12 protein-coding genes are annotated in these 13553 nt (G+C 71.6%); 6 read left to right on the top strand and 6 right to left on the bottom strand.

The window, feature by feature from the left end:
- Nucleotides 1–16: 16 nt before the first annotated feature.
- Nucleotides 17–1270 carry a class I SAM-dependent methyltransferase gene (locus ACFYV1_RS23340; RefSeq protein WP_389397707.1) on the top strand — a complete coding sequence of 418 codons (1254 nt, stop codon included), beginning with the start codon at nucleotides 17–19 and terminating at the stop codon, nucleotides 1268–1270.
- Entirely contained in the window at nucleotides 1267–2070 is an 804-nt protein-coding gene (locus ACFYV1_RS23345; RefSeq protein ID WP_389397468.1) for a DUF1295 domain-containing protein, read from the top strand. Before ACFYV1_RS23340 ends, ACFYV1_RS23345 begins: the two co-directional genes overlap by 4 nt.
- A 675-nt stretch (nucleotides 2071–2745) precedes the next feature.
- Here the strand turns inward: ACFYV1_RS23345 and ACFYV1_RS23350 are convergent.
- From ACFYV1_RS23350 to ACFYV1_RS23365, 4 genes are all read right to left on the bottom strand, one after another.
- Nucleotides 2746–3495, bottom strand: coding sequence for an anti-sigma factor domain-containing protein (locus ACFYV1_RS23350; protein ID WP_389397469.1), 750 nt, complete (start codon nucleotides 3493–3495; stop codon nucleotides 2746–2748).
- Complete coding sequence (locus tag ACFYV1_RS23355; RefSeq protein ID WP_389397470.1) at nucleotides 3492–4076, bottom strand: sigma-70 family RNA polymerase sigma factor; 585 nt, start codon at nucleotides 4074–4076, stop codon at nucleotides 3492–3494. Before ACFYV1_RS23355 ends, ACFYV1_RS23350 begins: the two co-directional genes overlap by 4 nt.
- A 97-nt stretch (nucleotides 4077–4173) precedes the next feature.
- Nucleotides 4174–4629, bottom strand: a complete 456-nt coding sequence (locus ACFYV1_RS23360) for an ABA4-like family protein (RefSeq protein ID WP_389397471.1) — start codon at nucleotides 4627–4629, stop codon at nucleotides 4174–4176.
- A complete protein-coding gene (locus ACFYV1_RS23365) occupies nucleotides 4626–5558 on the bottom strand; it encodes a hypothetical protein (protein WP_389397708.1) in 933 nt (310 codons plus the stop codon). The genes ACFYV1_RS23360 and ACFYV1_RS23365 overlap by 4 nt, the downstream gene beginning before the upstream one ends.
- Before the next feature lie 166 nt (nucleotides 5559–5724).
- Here ACFYV1_RS23365 and ACFYV1_RS23370 point away from each other — a divergent pair, with 166 nt between their 5' ends.
- The gene (locus ACFYV1_RS23370) at nucleotides 5725–6357 is read left to right on the top strand and encodes a MerR family transcriptional regulator (RefSeq protein ID WP_389397472.1); all 633 of its coding nucleotides are present in this window, start codon (nucleotides 5725–5727) and stop codon (nucleotides 6355–6357) included.
- Nucleotides 6358–6865: 508 nt separating this feature from the next.
- Here the strand turns inward: ACFYV1_RS23370 and ACFYV1_RS23375 are convergent.
- Together ACFYV1_RS23375 and ACFYV1_RS23380 are read right to left on the bottom strand one after the other, a co-directional pair.
- Nucleotides 6866–7720, bottom strand: coding sequence for a siderophore-interacting protein (locus ACFYV1_RS23375; protein WP_389397473.1), 855 nt, complete (start codon nucleotides 7718–7720; stop codon nucleotides 6866–6868).
- Between the two features lie 74 nt (nucleotides 7721–7794).
- Entirely contained in the window at nucleotides 7795–8700 is a 906-nt protein-coding gene (locus tag ACFYV1_RS23380; RefSeq protein ID WP_389397709.1) for a 5'-3' exonuclease H3TH domain-containing protein, read from the bottom strand.
- A gap of 261 nt (nucleotides 8701–8961) precedes the next feature.
- On the opposite strand from ACFYV1_RS23380, the gene ACFYV1_RS23385 reads away from it, so the two are divergent.
- The 3 genes from ACFYV1_RS23385 (at nucleotide 8962) to ACFYV1_RS23395 (ending at nucleotide 13548) form a co-directional block, all read left to right on the top strand.
- The gene (locus ACFYV1_RS23385) at nucleotides 8962–10134 is read left to right on the top strand and encodes a glycine betaine/L-proline ABC transporter ATP-binding protein (RefSeq protein ID WP_389397474.1); all 1173 of its coding nucleotides are present in this window, start codon (nucleotides 8962–8964) and stop codon (nucleotides 10132–10134) included.
- A complete protein-coding gene (locus ACFYV1_RS23390) occupies nucleotides 10127–12751 on the top strand; it encodes an ABC transporter permease/substrate binding protein (protein ID WP_389397475.1) in 2625 nt (874 codons plus the stop codon). Before ACFYV1_RS23385 ends, ACFYV1_RS23390 begins: the two co-directional genes overlap by 8 nt.
- Before the next feature lie 203 nt (nucleotides 12752–12954).
- On the top strand, nucleotides 12955–13548 hold the full coding sequence (locus tag ACFYV1_RS23395) for a helix-turn-helix domain-containing protein (RefSeq protein WP_389397476.1): 594 nt from the start codon (nucleotides 12955–12957) through the stop codon (nucleotides 13546–13548).
- Nucleotides 13549–13553 lie beyond the last annotated feature (5 nt).

Below are 13553 nucleotides of genomic sequence, written 5' to 3' on the forward strand. Positions count from 1 at the left end.
ACAACTCGTCGGCCTGATGGAGGAGTTGCTCGGCGGGCCACTGCCGCTGCGGTTGCGCGCCTGGGACGGGTCCGTCGCCGGACGCGGGCCGGCGCGAGGCCCCGTCATCGTGCTCCGCTCCCGCCGGGCACTGCGCCGACTGCTGTGGCAGCCCGACGAACTCGGCTTGGCCCAGGCCTACATCACGGGCGAGCTCGACATCGAGGGCGACCTCGCGGAGGCCCTCCGCACGGTGTGGGGAGCCGTACGCGGCAGGTCCCTCGCCCCGCCGCGGCTCACCGTCGCCGACCGGGCCAGGGCCGCCGGCACCGCACTGCGGCTCGGCGCGGTGGGCCCCCGGCTGCCCGCACCCGCCTCCCAGGCACGGCTGAGGGGCAGCCTGCACAGCAGGTCCCGAGACCGGGCCGCCATCAGCCACCACTACGACCTCTCCAACCACTTCTACACCCTGCTGCTCGACCGGACCATGGCCTACTCCTGCGCCTACTGGACCCAGGAGGAGCAAGCGGGCTACGGGCTCGCCGACGCACAGCACGACAAGCTGGAACTCGTCTGCCGCAAGCTCGGCCTGCGTCCCGGGACACGGCTGCTCGACATCGGCTGCGGCTGGGGATCGCTCACCCTGCACGCGGCGCAGCACCACAAGGCACAGGTCACGGCCGTGACCCTGGCGGCGGAGCAGGCCGAGTTCGTGAGGGGCCAGGTGCGCGAGAGGGGCCTCGGCGACCTGGTCGACGTGCAGCAGCGCGACTACCGCGACATCGAGGGCGGCTCGTACGAGGCGGTCTCGACGATCGAGATGGGCGAGCACGTGGGCGACGCGGAGTACCCCGCGTTCGCCGCCGTGCTGCACGGAATGCTGCGGCCGCAGGGCCGGCTGCTGGTCCAGCAGATGTCGCGCGGCGCGAACGCGCCGGGCGGCGGCGCGTTCATCGAGTCGTACATCGCACCGGACATGCACATGCGGCCGCTCGGCGACACAGTGTCCCTGCTGGAGACGGCCGGACTCGAGGTACGGGCCGTGGAGTCGATGCGCGAGCACTACACGCGCACCGTGGGCGCCTGGCACCGGACGCTGGAGGACCGCTGGGCCGAGTTCACCGCACTCGTGGGGGAGGAGACGGCCAGGGTGTGGCGGCTGTATCTGGTGGGCGGCGCGCTGGCGTTCGAGGAGCGGCGGATGGGGGTCGACCAGATCCTGGCCGTACGCCCCTCCGGCATCGGCCGGTCCGGCATGCCGGCCACCCAGAAGGGCTGGTACGTCCGATGAACGGCTTCTCCTGGGAGGCGTTCGCGCAGGGGCTCGGCCCCGCGGCGGCCGCCGCCTTCGCCGTCATGCTCGTCACCTTCGCCGTCGCCGTGCGCAGGGGCATGCACCGGATCGTCGACGTGGCGTGGGGAATCGGCTTCACCGCCGTCGCACTGGTCACCTTCCTCACCTCGTCGGGGGAGGGCGACGACGGGCGGCGGCTGCTGGTCACCGTGTTGACCGCGGTGTGGGGTCTGCGGCTCGCCGTGCACATCGCGTACCGGGGCCGCGGGCACGGGGAGGACCCCCGGTACGAGAAGCTGCTCGCCAAGGCCCGGGGCAACAAGAACCTGTACGCGCTGCGGATGGTGTACCTGCTGCAGGGCGCGCTGGTGTGGCTGGTGTCACTGCCCGTGCAGGGGGCGCAGTACATCGCCGGGCCGGTCGGGGCGATCGGCTGGGCGGGCTGCGGGGTGTGGCTCGCCGGGCTCTGTTTCGAGGCGGTCGGGGACCGGCAACTGGCCCGGTTCAAGTCGGACCCCGCGAACCGGGGGCGGATCATGGACCGCGGGCTGTGGGCCTGGACCCGCCACCCCAACTACTTCGGCGACTTCCTGGTGTGGTGGGGGCTGTTCCTGCTCGCCTGCGAGTACGGGGCAGTGGCGGCGGCGACCGTCGTCGGCCCGCTGGTCATGTCCTGGCTGCTGATCGGCGGCAGCGGGAAGGCGCTTCTCGAACGGCACATGGCCCATCGGCCGGGATACGCGGAGTACGCCGCCCGTACGAGCGGTTTCTTCCCGTGGCCGCCCAAAGGGCGCTGACGCCGCCCGGCATGACGCCGCCCGGCCTGGGGCCGCCCGGCATGACGCCGCCCGGCATGACGCCGCCCGGCCTGGGGCCGGCGGCCGGCATGCTTGCCGGTCCGCCGGCCCGGACCGCCTCGAGCGCCCCGCAGACCTGACGAGTCCCGGTCCTGCTCGAAACCGCTGCCCCGGCCGCCGCCGTGCTCGCGGCCCCGCGGTATGCCACGTCCGGAAGTGCGGCGTGGACACGGCGCAGTGGGGTCCTCTCCCGAGGGCGTGGCCTCGCCCGACAGCGGCGAGAGCGACGAGTCCGTTGTGGACGTGCGGCGCGCGCCGCGGCGAAGTCAGGCCCGCGCGCGGCATCTCCTCCTGACGGAACGCGCGGGAGAAGCCCCGGACCCGCCTGTCCCGTTTCCGCTACCACCCCGCAGGCCCGCGCCCGTTGGCCGCGCGGCGCACCGCCTGCCGGCCGCCGGGTTCCCGCAGGCCCGTACCCATGGACACGGGCCTGCGGGAACGCGGCGGCGATCGGCGGCGCCGAAGCCCCCTTCGCGCACCCGGTGCCCTGCACGAACGGCGGACCACCGGGGCCGCCGCGCGCAGGACGGTCCGGTCACGGACGCGGCGATCATCGGTGAGGGGCACGACCGTCGCGGTCGTGCCCCTCATTGCGGACCGCCGGTGTCCGGGGAGTCAGGCGGGAAGCTTCATCAGGGTCAGGGGATCCGACGTGGGCTGCGCGGAGCCACCCGCGGGTTCCACCGTGATGCCCATCCCGGACGCACCGTCGACCGGCCCCTCCATCAGCAGCGCCTCCGTGGTGTCCGACGGGTCCATCAGTCCGGCGGACCGCATGACGTCACCGTCGGCGAACCAGAGCTGGTACACCTTGCCCTCCGGCGGCCGCGGCATACCGGAGGCCAGGAACGCCGCCTTGTCACGGCTGCGGGACACGATCACCGTGGCCGTCGCCCCTTCGGGCAGCCTGCCCGACGTCACCTTGGCGTCCGGCGCGGCGATCACCGAAGCCAGTTCCTCCGCCTGGCGTTCGCTGCGCTGCGCCGTGTCACGGGCGTCCTGAGCCTCCTGATGCTGCCAGACGGCCACGCCGCCGAACGCGGCAGCCGCGGCGACACTCGCGGCGAGCGCGAAACGCGACAGCGCGCGGCCCGGTCGCGGGCCGCCGCGCCGGATCTGACGTGCCACCTGCGGCGGCTCCTGCCGTTCCGCCGGGATCCTCGCCATCACCCGCTGCTTGAGCGCGGGAGGCGGTGTGACGGACACGGCGGCGGCCAGTTTGCCGGCAGTGGCGGCGAGTTCGCGCACTTCCTGGGCGCACGACGGGCATCCCGGCAGATGCCGCTCGAACGCGGTCTGTTCCTCCGACGACAGCGCATGCAGCACGTAGGCGCCGGTCAGCAGGTGCAGATCGATCGTGTTCACACGCTCACCCCCAGGCAGTCGCGCAGCCGGATCAACCCGTCGCGCAGCCGTGTTTTGACCGTGCCCAGCGGCACGGACAGCAGTTCGGCGACCTCCCGGTACGCCAGGCCCCGGTAGTAGGCCAGCGTCACGGACTGACGTTGCAGCTCGGTCAGCGTGCGCAGGCAGCGCCGTACCTGTTCCCGCTCCAGGCGGGCCTCCACCTGCTCGGTCACCTCGTCGTACGCCGGTGTCCGCTCCAGCAGCGCGGCCCGCTGCTCCCGGTCCGTGGCGGCCTGCGCGGACCGCACCCGGTCCACGGCCCGCCGGTGCGCGAGGGTGAGGATCCACGTCATCGCGGAGCCGCGTGCGGGCTGATAACGGGCGGCGGAACGCCAGACGTCGATCAGCACCTCCTGGGCCACCTCCTCCGACTGCGCCGGGTCGCGCAGCACGGCGCGCACCAGACCGAGTACGGCGGCGCCGACCGCGTCGTACACCTGTGAGAAGGCATCCTGGTCGCCCCTGGCCACCAGGCCGAGCAGTTCCTGAAGATCGGGCCCCGCCGAGGCGGGACCGCCGATGTGCACGGCTTCTTTCACGCGGCGTTCCTCCACGGTGCGGACGCGTCGAACGGACATTCCACCAGGCATTCGGAGCCGAACGCCCGGCGGATTGGTCCGGGTGCGCCGCATGCTGTCACGACCGGAGGACCTCCTCGCGCCGGGCCGGGCGCTGCTGCCCGGAGCGGACGGCACGCAGCACCAGGAACACGAGCAGACCGATCGGCGAGAGCAGGACGGTCAGCACGAGCAGTGGCCCCGACACCGCCGGATGGACGCCGAGCCGCCGTGCCTCCCGGTACATCCACTGGCCGAGCAGCAGGTCCCAGGCGATGACCTGTGCCCAGACCGCGCCGGCGCCGTTCGCCCGTGCGGTGAGCTCGCGGAACACATCGATGTCGGGGCTGCTGACCGCCGCCCACAGTTCGGGGAGGACGGGAATCGCCATGGAGAGATACACCAGCAGCACGGGAACGACGGTCAGCGGTGTGGCGGCGAGGCGTTCGGTGAGCCGCCAGTGGGGCGCGAAGATCAGCAGCAGCCACACCGGGGCCGCGAGCCAGAAGGACAGTTCGAAGAGGAATCCGGTCATGTCGCGAGCTCCTTCTGCGAGTCGGTGCCCGAGGGCCCGGCGGTGGGTTCCGGCTGCCGGGACGCCCCGCGCAGCGCCGCCCAGGCGCCGGCCGCCGACGCGAGCACGATCACGGCCGCCGCGCCGAGCGTCGCACCGTCCGGGTGTGTCAGGGCCTGGCCGCGCAGCGCCTGCCAGGTGACGAGGGCGAACGCGGCCGTGTACGCGAGCGAGGCGACGAGGACCAGCCGCAGCCGGACCCGCTCGTCCCGCAGGCGGGCGAAACGCGGGGCCAGCGCGACCATCGCCAGCAGCAGGAACGGGAGCACCTGCAGCGCGTGCAGTCCCACGAAGTGGGGTATTCGCAGGTCACCGCCTGCCGTCTCCCAGCCCGTCAGCGCCATCGAGGGGCCGCTGCCGTCGGTCACGCCGACGCCGTGTGCGCCGACCACCGCCGGCGCGCCGTCACCCGCCCGGGCGAGCTGCTCCGGTGTCGGGCGCGCCATCCGGAAGCCGAGCGCGGCGCCTGCCAGCGAGAGCACAGAGCCGAACCGCAGGGCCATGGCGAATCCGCGGTCGGCCTGAGGGGTGCGGAACAGCAGCACGGCGATGACCAGCGCACCGGCCCACAGGACGACGACGGTCACCGCCATCGCGTCGAACAGCGCCGAGTCGAACGGTGTCTCGTGGTTGAAGTGACTGCGTCTGCCACGGGCCGCCTGGCCGGTGATCAGGATCATCTCGATCGCGCCGGTGACGGCCACTGTGGTGCCCGCCCACCAGCCGGTGCGCCGGAACCGGGGCAGCAGCGACAGCATCCAGGCGAGCGACAACGCGTAGGCGGCGAACGAGACCGCGAACTTGAAGGGCTTGAACCAGACCGGCGACCCGGCCAGCGTCCGGTCGTCGACGGCCAGGCCGACCGCTGTGACCACGGTGAGCACCGCCATCGAGGCGGCGAACACCATGAGCGGCCGGTGCCAGGAGGTCCAGGTCAGGGTGGTCTTGGGCATGAATGTCCCCCAGTGAATATGGATAGTGGAGCTTTCCGCTATCCGATAGCGGAACTATCTATGATGGGGATGGGAATGGCAAGGGTGGAAGGATGAACACGCGGTGCGCATCGGTGAGTTGAGCCGCAGGACCGGAGTGCCGGTCCCGACGATCAAGTACTACGTACGAGAAGGGCTGCTGCCGACGGGGGAGTTGACCAGCCCCAACCAGGCCAGCTACTCGGACGGGCACGAGCGCAGACTGCGGCTCGTCCGCGCGCTGCTCGAGGTCGGCGGACTCTCCGTCTCCTCGATCAGGGACGTGCTCGTCGCCGTCGACGACCCGGACCGGTCGATCCACAAGGTGCTCGGCGCCGTCACGGACCGTCTCGTACCGCGGTACGAGACGCTCGGGGACGAATCCCCGGTCGCCGCTCGGGAGAAGGTCCGCGAGCTCGTCGCGCGCCGGGGCTGGGCGGTCGACGACGATCACCCGGCGGCACTGGCGCTGGCGGAGGCGCTGGCGGCGCTGGAACGGGTCGGCCACGGCGTGTTCGCCGAGGTTCTCGACGACTACGCCGCCGCGGCGGAGAAGGTGGCCGCGGCGGACGTGGCGCACGTGGCGCGGCGCCTCGGCCTGGACGATCTGGTGGAGAGCACGGTCGTCGGCACGGTGCTCGGCGACGCGATGCTGACGGCGCTGCGGCGGATGGCGCAGGTGGACGCGTCGGCGCGGGTGTTCGACGGGGGCGAGTGACAGTCGGGGCGCCCCGGGGCGGGGCCGTGAGGGGAACGGGAGCGCGCCGCGAGCGGGGGCCGTGAGGGGGCGCGAACGTGCCGCGGGCGGGTCGCGCCCACTGTAGGGGCGGTTTCCCCTCCCTTTGCGCCGAACCCGGTCCAGGGACGTCCGGATGCCGCGTGGCGAGGTGAGACCAGGGGCCCGTGCGGTGCCGGACGGGGCGCTGTCACCCGCCGGACGGGCTGATCCCTCCCCGTGGACCGGGCCGTCGAAGGGTGCTGCCCTCGCGCCGCCCGCGCCCGTCGCCGTTGTCACGGGTCGCGGCAAGCCCCGCCCGCCCGGGCATCCCGGCCGGGCGGAGTGCGAGCGGCTACGTGCGGCCGGAGTCCGACGCCGCGATGCCGCCGCACAGGCCGGCGTCCATGAGGCGTCACCAGGTTCACGCTGTCACGTGTCACGCTGTCACGGCGCACGGCGTCACGGCGTCACGGCGTCACGGCGTCACCGGGTTCACGCTGTCACGGAGTCACGCTCCCGCGCCCTCCTGCTCCCGCTCCACCTGCTCGTTCCACTCGCGCTTCACCGCACGCCACGCCTCGTCCGTCTGGCCCAGTCGCCAGTAGCCCGAGATCGACAGCTGCTCCTTCGGGATCCCGCGCTCCACGCGCAGCAGCCGGCGCAGTTCCTTCACGCACGCGGCCTCGCCGTGCACGAACGCGCAGACCGTCCCCTCCGGGAAGTCCAGCGCCGCCACCGCCTCGACGAGCGCCGCGCCGACCGGGCGCTCGCCCCGGTGCAGCCAGGTGATCCCGGCGCCGTCCGGTGTGACGGCCTTCTGCTCGTCCTCGGGGCCCGAGACCTCGACGAAGGCGTGGACGACGGCGCCCGCCGGCATCTGCTCCAGTGCCGCCGCGATCGCCGGCAGCGCGCTCTCGTCGCCGACGAGAAGGTGCCAGTCCGCCTCCGGCGCCGGGGCGTAGCCGCCGCCGGGCCCGAGGAACCGCATCGTCTCGCCGACCCGGGCGCGGGCCGCCCAGGGGCCGGCCAGTCCCTCGTCGCCGTGGACGACGAAGTCGATCGTCAACTCGCGGTGGGCCGCGTTCCAGTTGCGCACCGTGTACGTGCGGTTCGCGGGCCACTGGTCGCGCGGGAACTCCTCGCGGATCCGGTCCATGTCGAACGGCTCCGGATACGTGACGCCTTCGGGCGGGAAGATCAGCTTGACGTAGTGGTCCGCGAATCCGGCGAGCTCGAACGCGGCCAGGCCGTCGCCCGCGAGCACGACCCGCACCATGTGCGGGGTCAGTCGCTCGGTGCGGACCACCTGCGCCTCATGGACCTTCGGTGACTTGCGCGCCGGTCGTTCCGCTCGGTCTGCCACGGTGCTGCTCCCCTGGACGGCGATAGTTGCTTAGGCTTGCCTAAGTTAACATCTCCGCCTCGGTGATCGGGGCTTCAGTGCTCCAGTGCGTTCCGCAGGCGCACCACCGCTCCGCCCAGCCCCCACCGCTCCGCGAGCTCGTCGAGGGCGCCGGGATCGCGCGGTGCGCGCGGCAGCGACGCGTCGAAATCGGGCAGTGCCACGTCGGAGGCGACGCGTACGACCTTCGGCGCGACCGCGACGTAGGCCCTCGCCTCGTCCAGCCGCCGGCGCTGCGCCGGTGTCAGCTTCGAGGTGCGGTCGCCCACGGCCGCCATGATCCCGTCGAGGTCGCCGTACGTGTCGAGCAGCTTGGCCGCGGTCTTCTCGCCGATGCCGGGCACGCCGGGCAGCCCGTCGCTCGGGTCGCCCCGGAGCAGCGCCAGATCGACGTAACCGGGACCGTCCACCCCGTAGCGCTCGCGAAGCCACGCCTCGTCCGTGGTCTGCAGGGTCCCGACGCCCTTGAGCGGGTAGAGCACGCGACGCTCGCGTGCGTCGTCGACCAGCTGGAACAGGTCGCGGTCGCCGGTGACGATGTCCACCGGCCCGGTGGCCCGCGCGGTGAGCGTGCCGATGATGTCGTCCGCCTCGTACCCGTCGGCGCCGACGCGGGCGATGCCGACCGCCGCCAGCACCGCCTCGATCACGGGAACCTGGGGCGTGAGCGTGTCGGGGACCTCCTCCTCGTCCGGCCCGAGCTCGCGCTCCTTTGCGACGCGGTGCGCCTTGTAGGAGGGGATGAGGTCCACGCGCCACTGTGGCCGCCAGTCGTTGTCCCAGCAGGCGACCAGGTCGTCCGGCCGGTGGTCCTGGACCAGCCGTGCGATGAAGTCGAGGAGCCCGCGCACCGCGTTGACCGGAGTGCCGTCGGGCGCCCGGACCGAGTCGGGGACCCCGAAATAGGCCCGGAAGTACAGGGAAGCGGTGTCGAGGAGCATCAGGCGTCGCGTCACAGGCACGATGATGCCGCACACCACTGACAGCCGGCCCCGGCCGCCGCACGACGCTCCGGACAGGTGGCGCGGAGGTGAACTGGGTCACACTTCCGTTTGGCTTCCTCGTATCCGGGGAGGCGCGGAGCCGGAGCCAACCCGGTTCGGAATTCAACAATTGCACCGGGCAACGGGAAGACCTCGTCGGGCTCCACGGCCTGCCGGCGGGGGTGGCGGGCCGTTTCCGGTTCGACCCGTGAGGTGTATGTGTCCAGGCTGCAGGCCGAGCACTTGTACAAGGTGTTCGGCAGACGACCCGACGAAGCGGTGACCAGACTCGAAAGCGGCGCCGACCGTGACGAGCTGCGCGCCGACGGCACGACAGCGGCCGTGATCGACGCCTCCTTCAGCGTCGAACCCGGTCAGATATTCGTCGTCATGGGTCTGTCCGGGTCCGGCAAGTCCACCCTCCTGCGCATGCTCAACGGCCTGCTGGAGCCCACCGCCGGACGCGTGCTCTTCGACGGCCAGGACCTGACCTCCCTGAGCGACCGGGACCTGCGCACCGTGCGCTCCACCAAGATCAGCATGGTGTTCCAGCACTTCGCGCTCTTCCCGCACCGCAGCGTCCTCGAGAACGCCGGCTACGGCCTCGAGGTGCAGGGCGTGCCCCGCGCCGAGCGAGAGCAGCGCGCGGCGCAGGCACTGGAACTGGCGGGCCTCGGCGGCTGGGAGAACTCCTGGCCCGACGAGCTCTCCGGCGGCATGCAGCAGCGCGTCGGCCTCGCCCGCGCGCTCGCCACCGACGCCGACCTGCTGCTGATGGACGAGTCCTTCAGCGCCCTCGACCCGCTGATCCGCCGCGACATGCAGGACCAGCTGCTCGAGCTGCAGAAACGCCTGAAGAAGACCATCGTCTTCATCACGCACGACCTCAACGAGGCCATGCGGCTCGGCGACTCGATCGCCGTGATGCGCGACGGCAGGATCGTCCAGCTCGGCACCGCCGAGGACATCCTCGTCACCCCCGCCAACGACTACGTCGCCTCCTTCACCCAGGACGTCGACCGCTCCCGCGTGCTCACCGCGGGCGCGATCATGGCCGACCCGGAGACGGCGTACGGCACGAAGACGGACAGCGGCAAGGAACTGCGCGACGCCAAGGACGTACTGGCGGCGGCGCCCGCCACCGTCCCCGCCGACACGCCGATCATCGAACTGTTCACTCCCTGCTCCACCACCGGCACGGCCGTCGCCGTCGTCGACGACGGGGGCGAGCTGATCGGTGTCGTCCCGAGGGCCCGGCTCCTCGCCGTCCTCGGCGAGCCGATGACGCCCACCGCGCCGCCTGCCGTGCCCGCGCCCTCCGCGCCGGCGTCGGCCGAGTCCGTCCCCGTGAAGTCCGCCGCCCCGGCGGACAAGGCGGTGGCCAGTGCCTAGGCTCCACCTCGGCGACTGGGTCGACAGCGGTGTCGACTGGCTCCAGCGCCACCTCTCCTGGCTGTTCGACGCGATCAGCTCGCTCGTCACCGGGATGTACGACGGCATCGACGCGGCCCTGTCCGCGCCGGCGCCGCTGCTCTTCGCCGGCATCCTCGCGGTCGTCGCCTGGTGGCTGCGCGGACTGTTCGCCGGTGTCCTCGCCTTCGCGGGCTTCGCGCTGATCGACTCCATCGAGCTGTGGGAAGACGCGATGTCGACCCTCTCGCTGGTGCTCGTCGCGACCATCGTCACGCTGGCGGTCGCCGTGCCCCTCGGCATCTGGGCCTCGCGGTCGAAGACCGTCAGCACGATCGTCCGGCCGGTGCTCGACTTCATGCAGACCATGCCCGCGATGGTCTATCTGATCCCCGGCATCATCTTCTTCGGCGTCGGAGTGGTCCCCGGCATCATCGCCACCATCATCTTCGCCCTGCCGCCCGGCGTGCGGATGACCGAACTCGGCATCCGGCAGGTGGACGGGGAACTCGTCGAAGCCGCGGAGGCCTTCGGCACGACGCCGCGAAACACCCTGTTCCGTGTCCAGCTCCCGCTCGCCCTGCCGACGATCATGGCCGGTGTCAACCAGGTCATCATGCTCGGCCTGTCCATGGTCGTCATCGCCGGCATGGTCGGAGGCGGCGGCCTCGGCGGCGCCGTCTACCGGGCCATCGGCAACGTCGACATCGGCCTCGGGTTCGAGGCAGGCGTCTCCATCGTCATCCTCGCCATGTACCTCGACCGGATGACCGGCGCGCTGGGCCGCCAGGTCTCGCCGCTCGGGCGCCGCGCGCTCGCCAAGGCGCGCGCCGCGGCCGGCGGCCTGAAGATCTGGGACCACCGCCCGCAGCCGGCCGTCGCGGTCGTCGGCATCGTCGTCCTCGCCCTGGTGGCGGGCGGCATGGGCATGTTCGGCGGCGCGAAGACGGACACCGCCGCCGCCGACGCGAGGATCGGGGACGGCAAGAAGGTCTCCATCGGCTACATCCCGTGGGACGAGGGCATCGCCTCCACCTTCCTGTGGAAGGAGCTGCTGGAGCAGCGCGGCTTCGAGGTCGACACCAAGCAGCTGGAGGCCGGCTCGCTCTACACCGGTCTCGCCGGCGGTCAGATCGACTTCCAGACCGACGCCTGGCTTCCGGTCACCCACGCCTCCTACATGGACAAGTACGGCGACAAGCTCGAGGACCTGGGCTCCTGGTACGGCCCCACCTCGCTGGAGCTGTCCGTCCCCGCCTACATGGAGGGCATCGACTCGCTCGACGACCTCAAGGGCGAGTCGGACCGGTTCAAGGGCCGGATCGTCGGCATCGAGCCGAGCGCCGGAATGATGGGCATCCTCAAGGACAAGGTCCTGAAGGACTACGGCCTCGAGGGCGAGTACGAGGTCGTCGACGGCTCCACGCCCGGCATGCTCGCCGAGCTGAAGCGCGCGTACGACAAGAAGGAACCCGTCGTCACCACACTGTGGTCGCCGCACTGGGCGTACAGCACCTACGACCTGAAGAAGCTGAAGGACCCCAAGGGCTCCTGGGGCAAGGGCGACGGTGTGCACACCCTCGCACGCAAGGGCTTCGCCGCGGAGTTCCCGCAGGTCGGCAAGTGGCTCAAGGACTTCAAGATGACCGAGGAGCAGCTCACCGGTCTCGAGGCGAAGATCCAGGGCACGGGCAAGGGCAACGAGCAGCAGGCCGTCCGCGCCTGGCTGAAGGACAACCCCGGCCTGGCCGACTCCTGGGCCCCCGTCGCCAAGAGCGGCAAGGCGGGCAAGGACGGCAAGGACGAGCGTGACCGCGCCCTGAACGTCGCCTGGTTCCCGTGGGAGGAGGACATCGCCGCCACGTACCTGTGGAAGGCGGTCCTCGAGGAGCGCGGCTACACGATGAACCTCAAGCAGTTCGAGGTCGGCCCGATGTACACCGCGCTCTCCCGCGGCCAGATCGACGTGCAGTTCGACGGCTGGCTCCCGACCACGCAGAAGAAGTACTGGGACAAGTACGGCGACAAGCTCACCGACCTCGGCGCCTGGTACGGACCGACGTCCCTGGAGCTCGCCGTCCCCTCGTACGTCGAGGGCGTCGACTCGCTGGACGACCTCAAGGGCCGCGGGGGCGACCTCGACGGCCGCGTCATCGGCATCGAGCCGGGCACCGAGACCATGAACATCCTCAAGAACAAGGTTCTGCCGGACTACGGTCTCGCGGACGAGTTCGAGGTCGTCGACAGTTCCACCCCCGGCATGCTCGCCGAGCTGAAGCGCGCGTACGACAAGAAGGAGCCGGTCGCGGTCATGCTGTGGACCCCGCACTGGGCCTACAGCGAGTACGAGCTGACCAAGCTCGCCGACCCGAAGAAGTCCTTCGGCGGGGGCGACGAGATCCACACCGTCGCCTCCAAGGACTTCCCGAAGCAGTACCCGCAGCTCACCAAGTGGTTCAAGGACTTCGAGCTGAGCGAGAAGCAGCTCGCCGGTCTGGAGAACGAGATCCAGAAGCGCGGTACGGGCCATGAGGAAGAGGCCGTGAAGGCCTGGATGGAGCAGAATCCGGGTATCGCGGACGAGATCGCGCCGCGGTAGCCGTACAGGCGCCGCCGTCGACACTCACGCGAAAGGGGTGGGTTCCGCCGTGAAGGCGGGACCCACCCCTTTTCGGTGTCTGCTTCCAGTGGCTGTTTCCGGCCGCACTGGCCTTTCGAAGGCCCAGCTCGTGCGCTTGTCGAGTACGGGTGGACGGATGGTGCGTATGGTGAGACAGGACCCAGGGGAGGGGAGCCCGGCCCATGGACGCGAAGGACGCGAAGGACACCAAGGAGAGGGAAGAGCCTCTCCGGGTGGGCGCCGCCGTGCGCAAACGCCGCAGGAACCTCGGCCTCACACTGGCCGCGGTCGCCGCCCGCAGCGGCCTCTCCGTGCCCTTCCTCAGCCAGATCGAGAACGAGCGCGCCCGCCCCAGCATGCGCTCCCTCCAACGGGTCGCCGACGCCCTCGACACCACGGCCGAGCGGCTGCTCGCCGCCTCCGACGCCGGACGCACCGTGGACCTCGTGCGCGCGGGCGACGACGCCCGCTCCCGCGGCCCCTCCGACGGCATCCGGGCCCTGGTCCGGGGGCAGCACCAGCTGACCGCCCTGGAGTTCACCGGGGAGAAGGAGACCGGCCGGGAGTTCGAGCACCGCAACGACGAGCTGCTGTACGTCGCGGACGGAGCCGTGGAGGTGGAGGCCGAAGGCCGTGCCTACCGGCTGGGCCCCGGCGACTCGCTGTTCCTCTCGGGCGGCGTACGCCACCGCTGGCGCGCCACCACCCCCGACACCCGCATCCTCGTCGTCGCGGTCTCGGAACATCTCGCGACGACCACCGACCCGCGCGGCTAGGCGGC

The sequence above is a fragment of the Streptomyces sp. NPDC003023 genome (assembly GCF_042888225.1).
Taxonomy (GTDB): Bacteria; Actinomycetota; Actinomycetes; order Streptomycetales; family Streptomycetaceae; genus Streptomyces.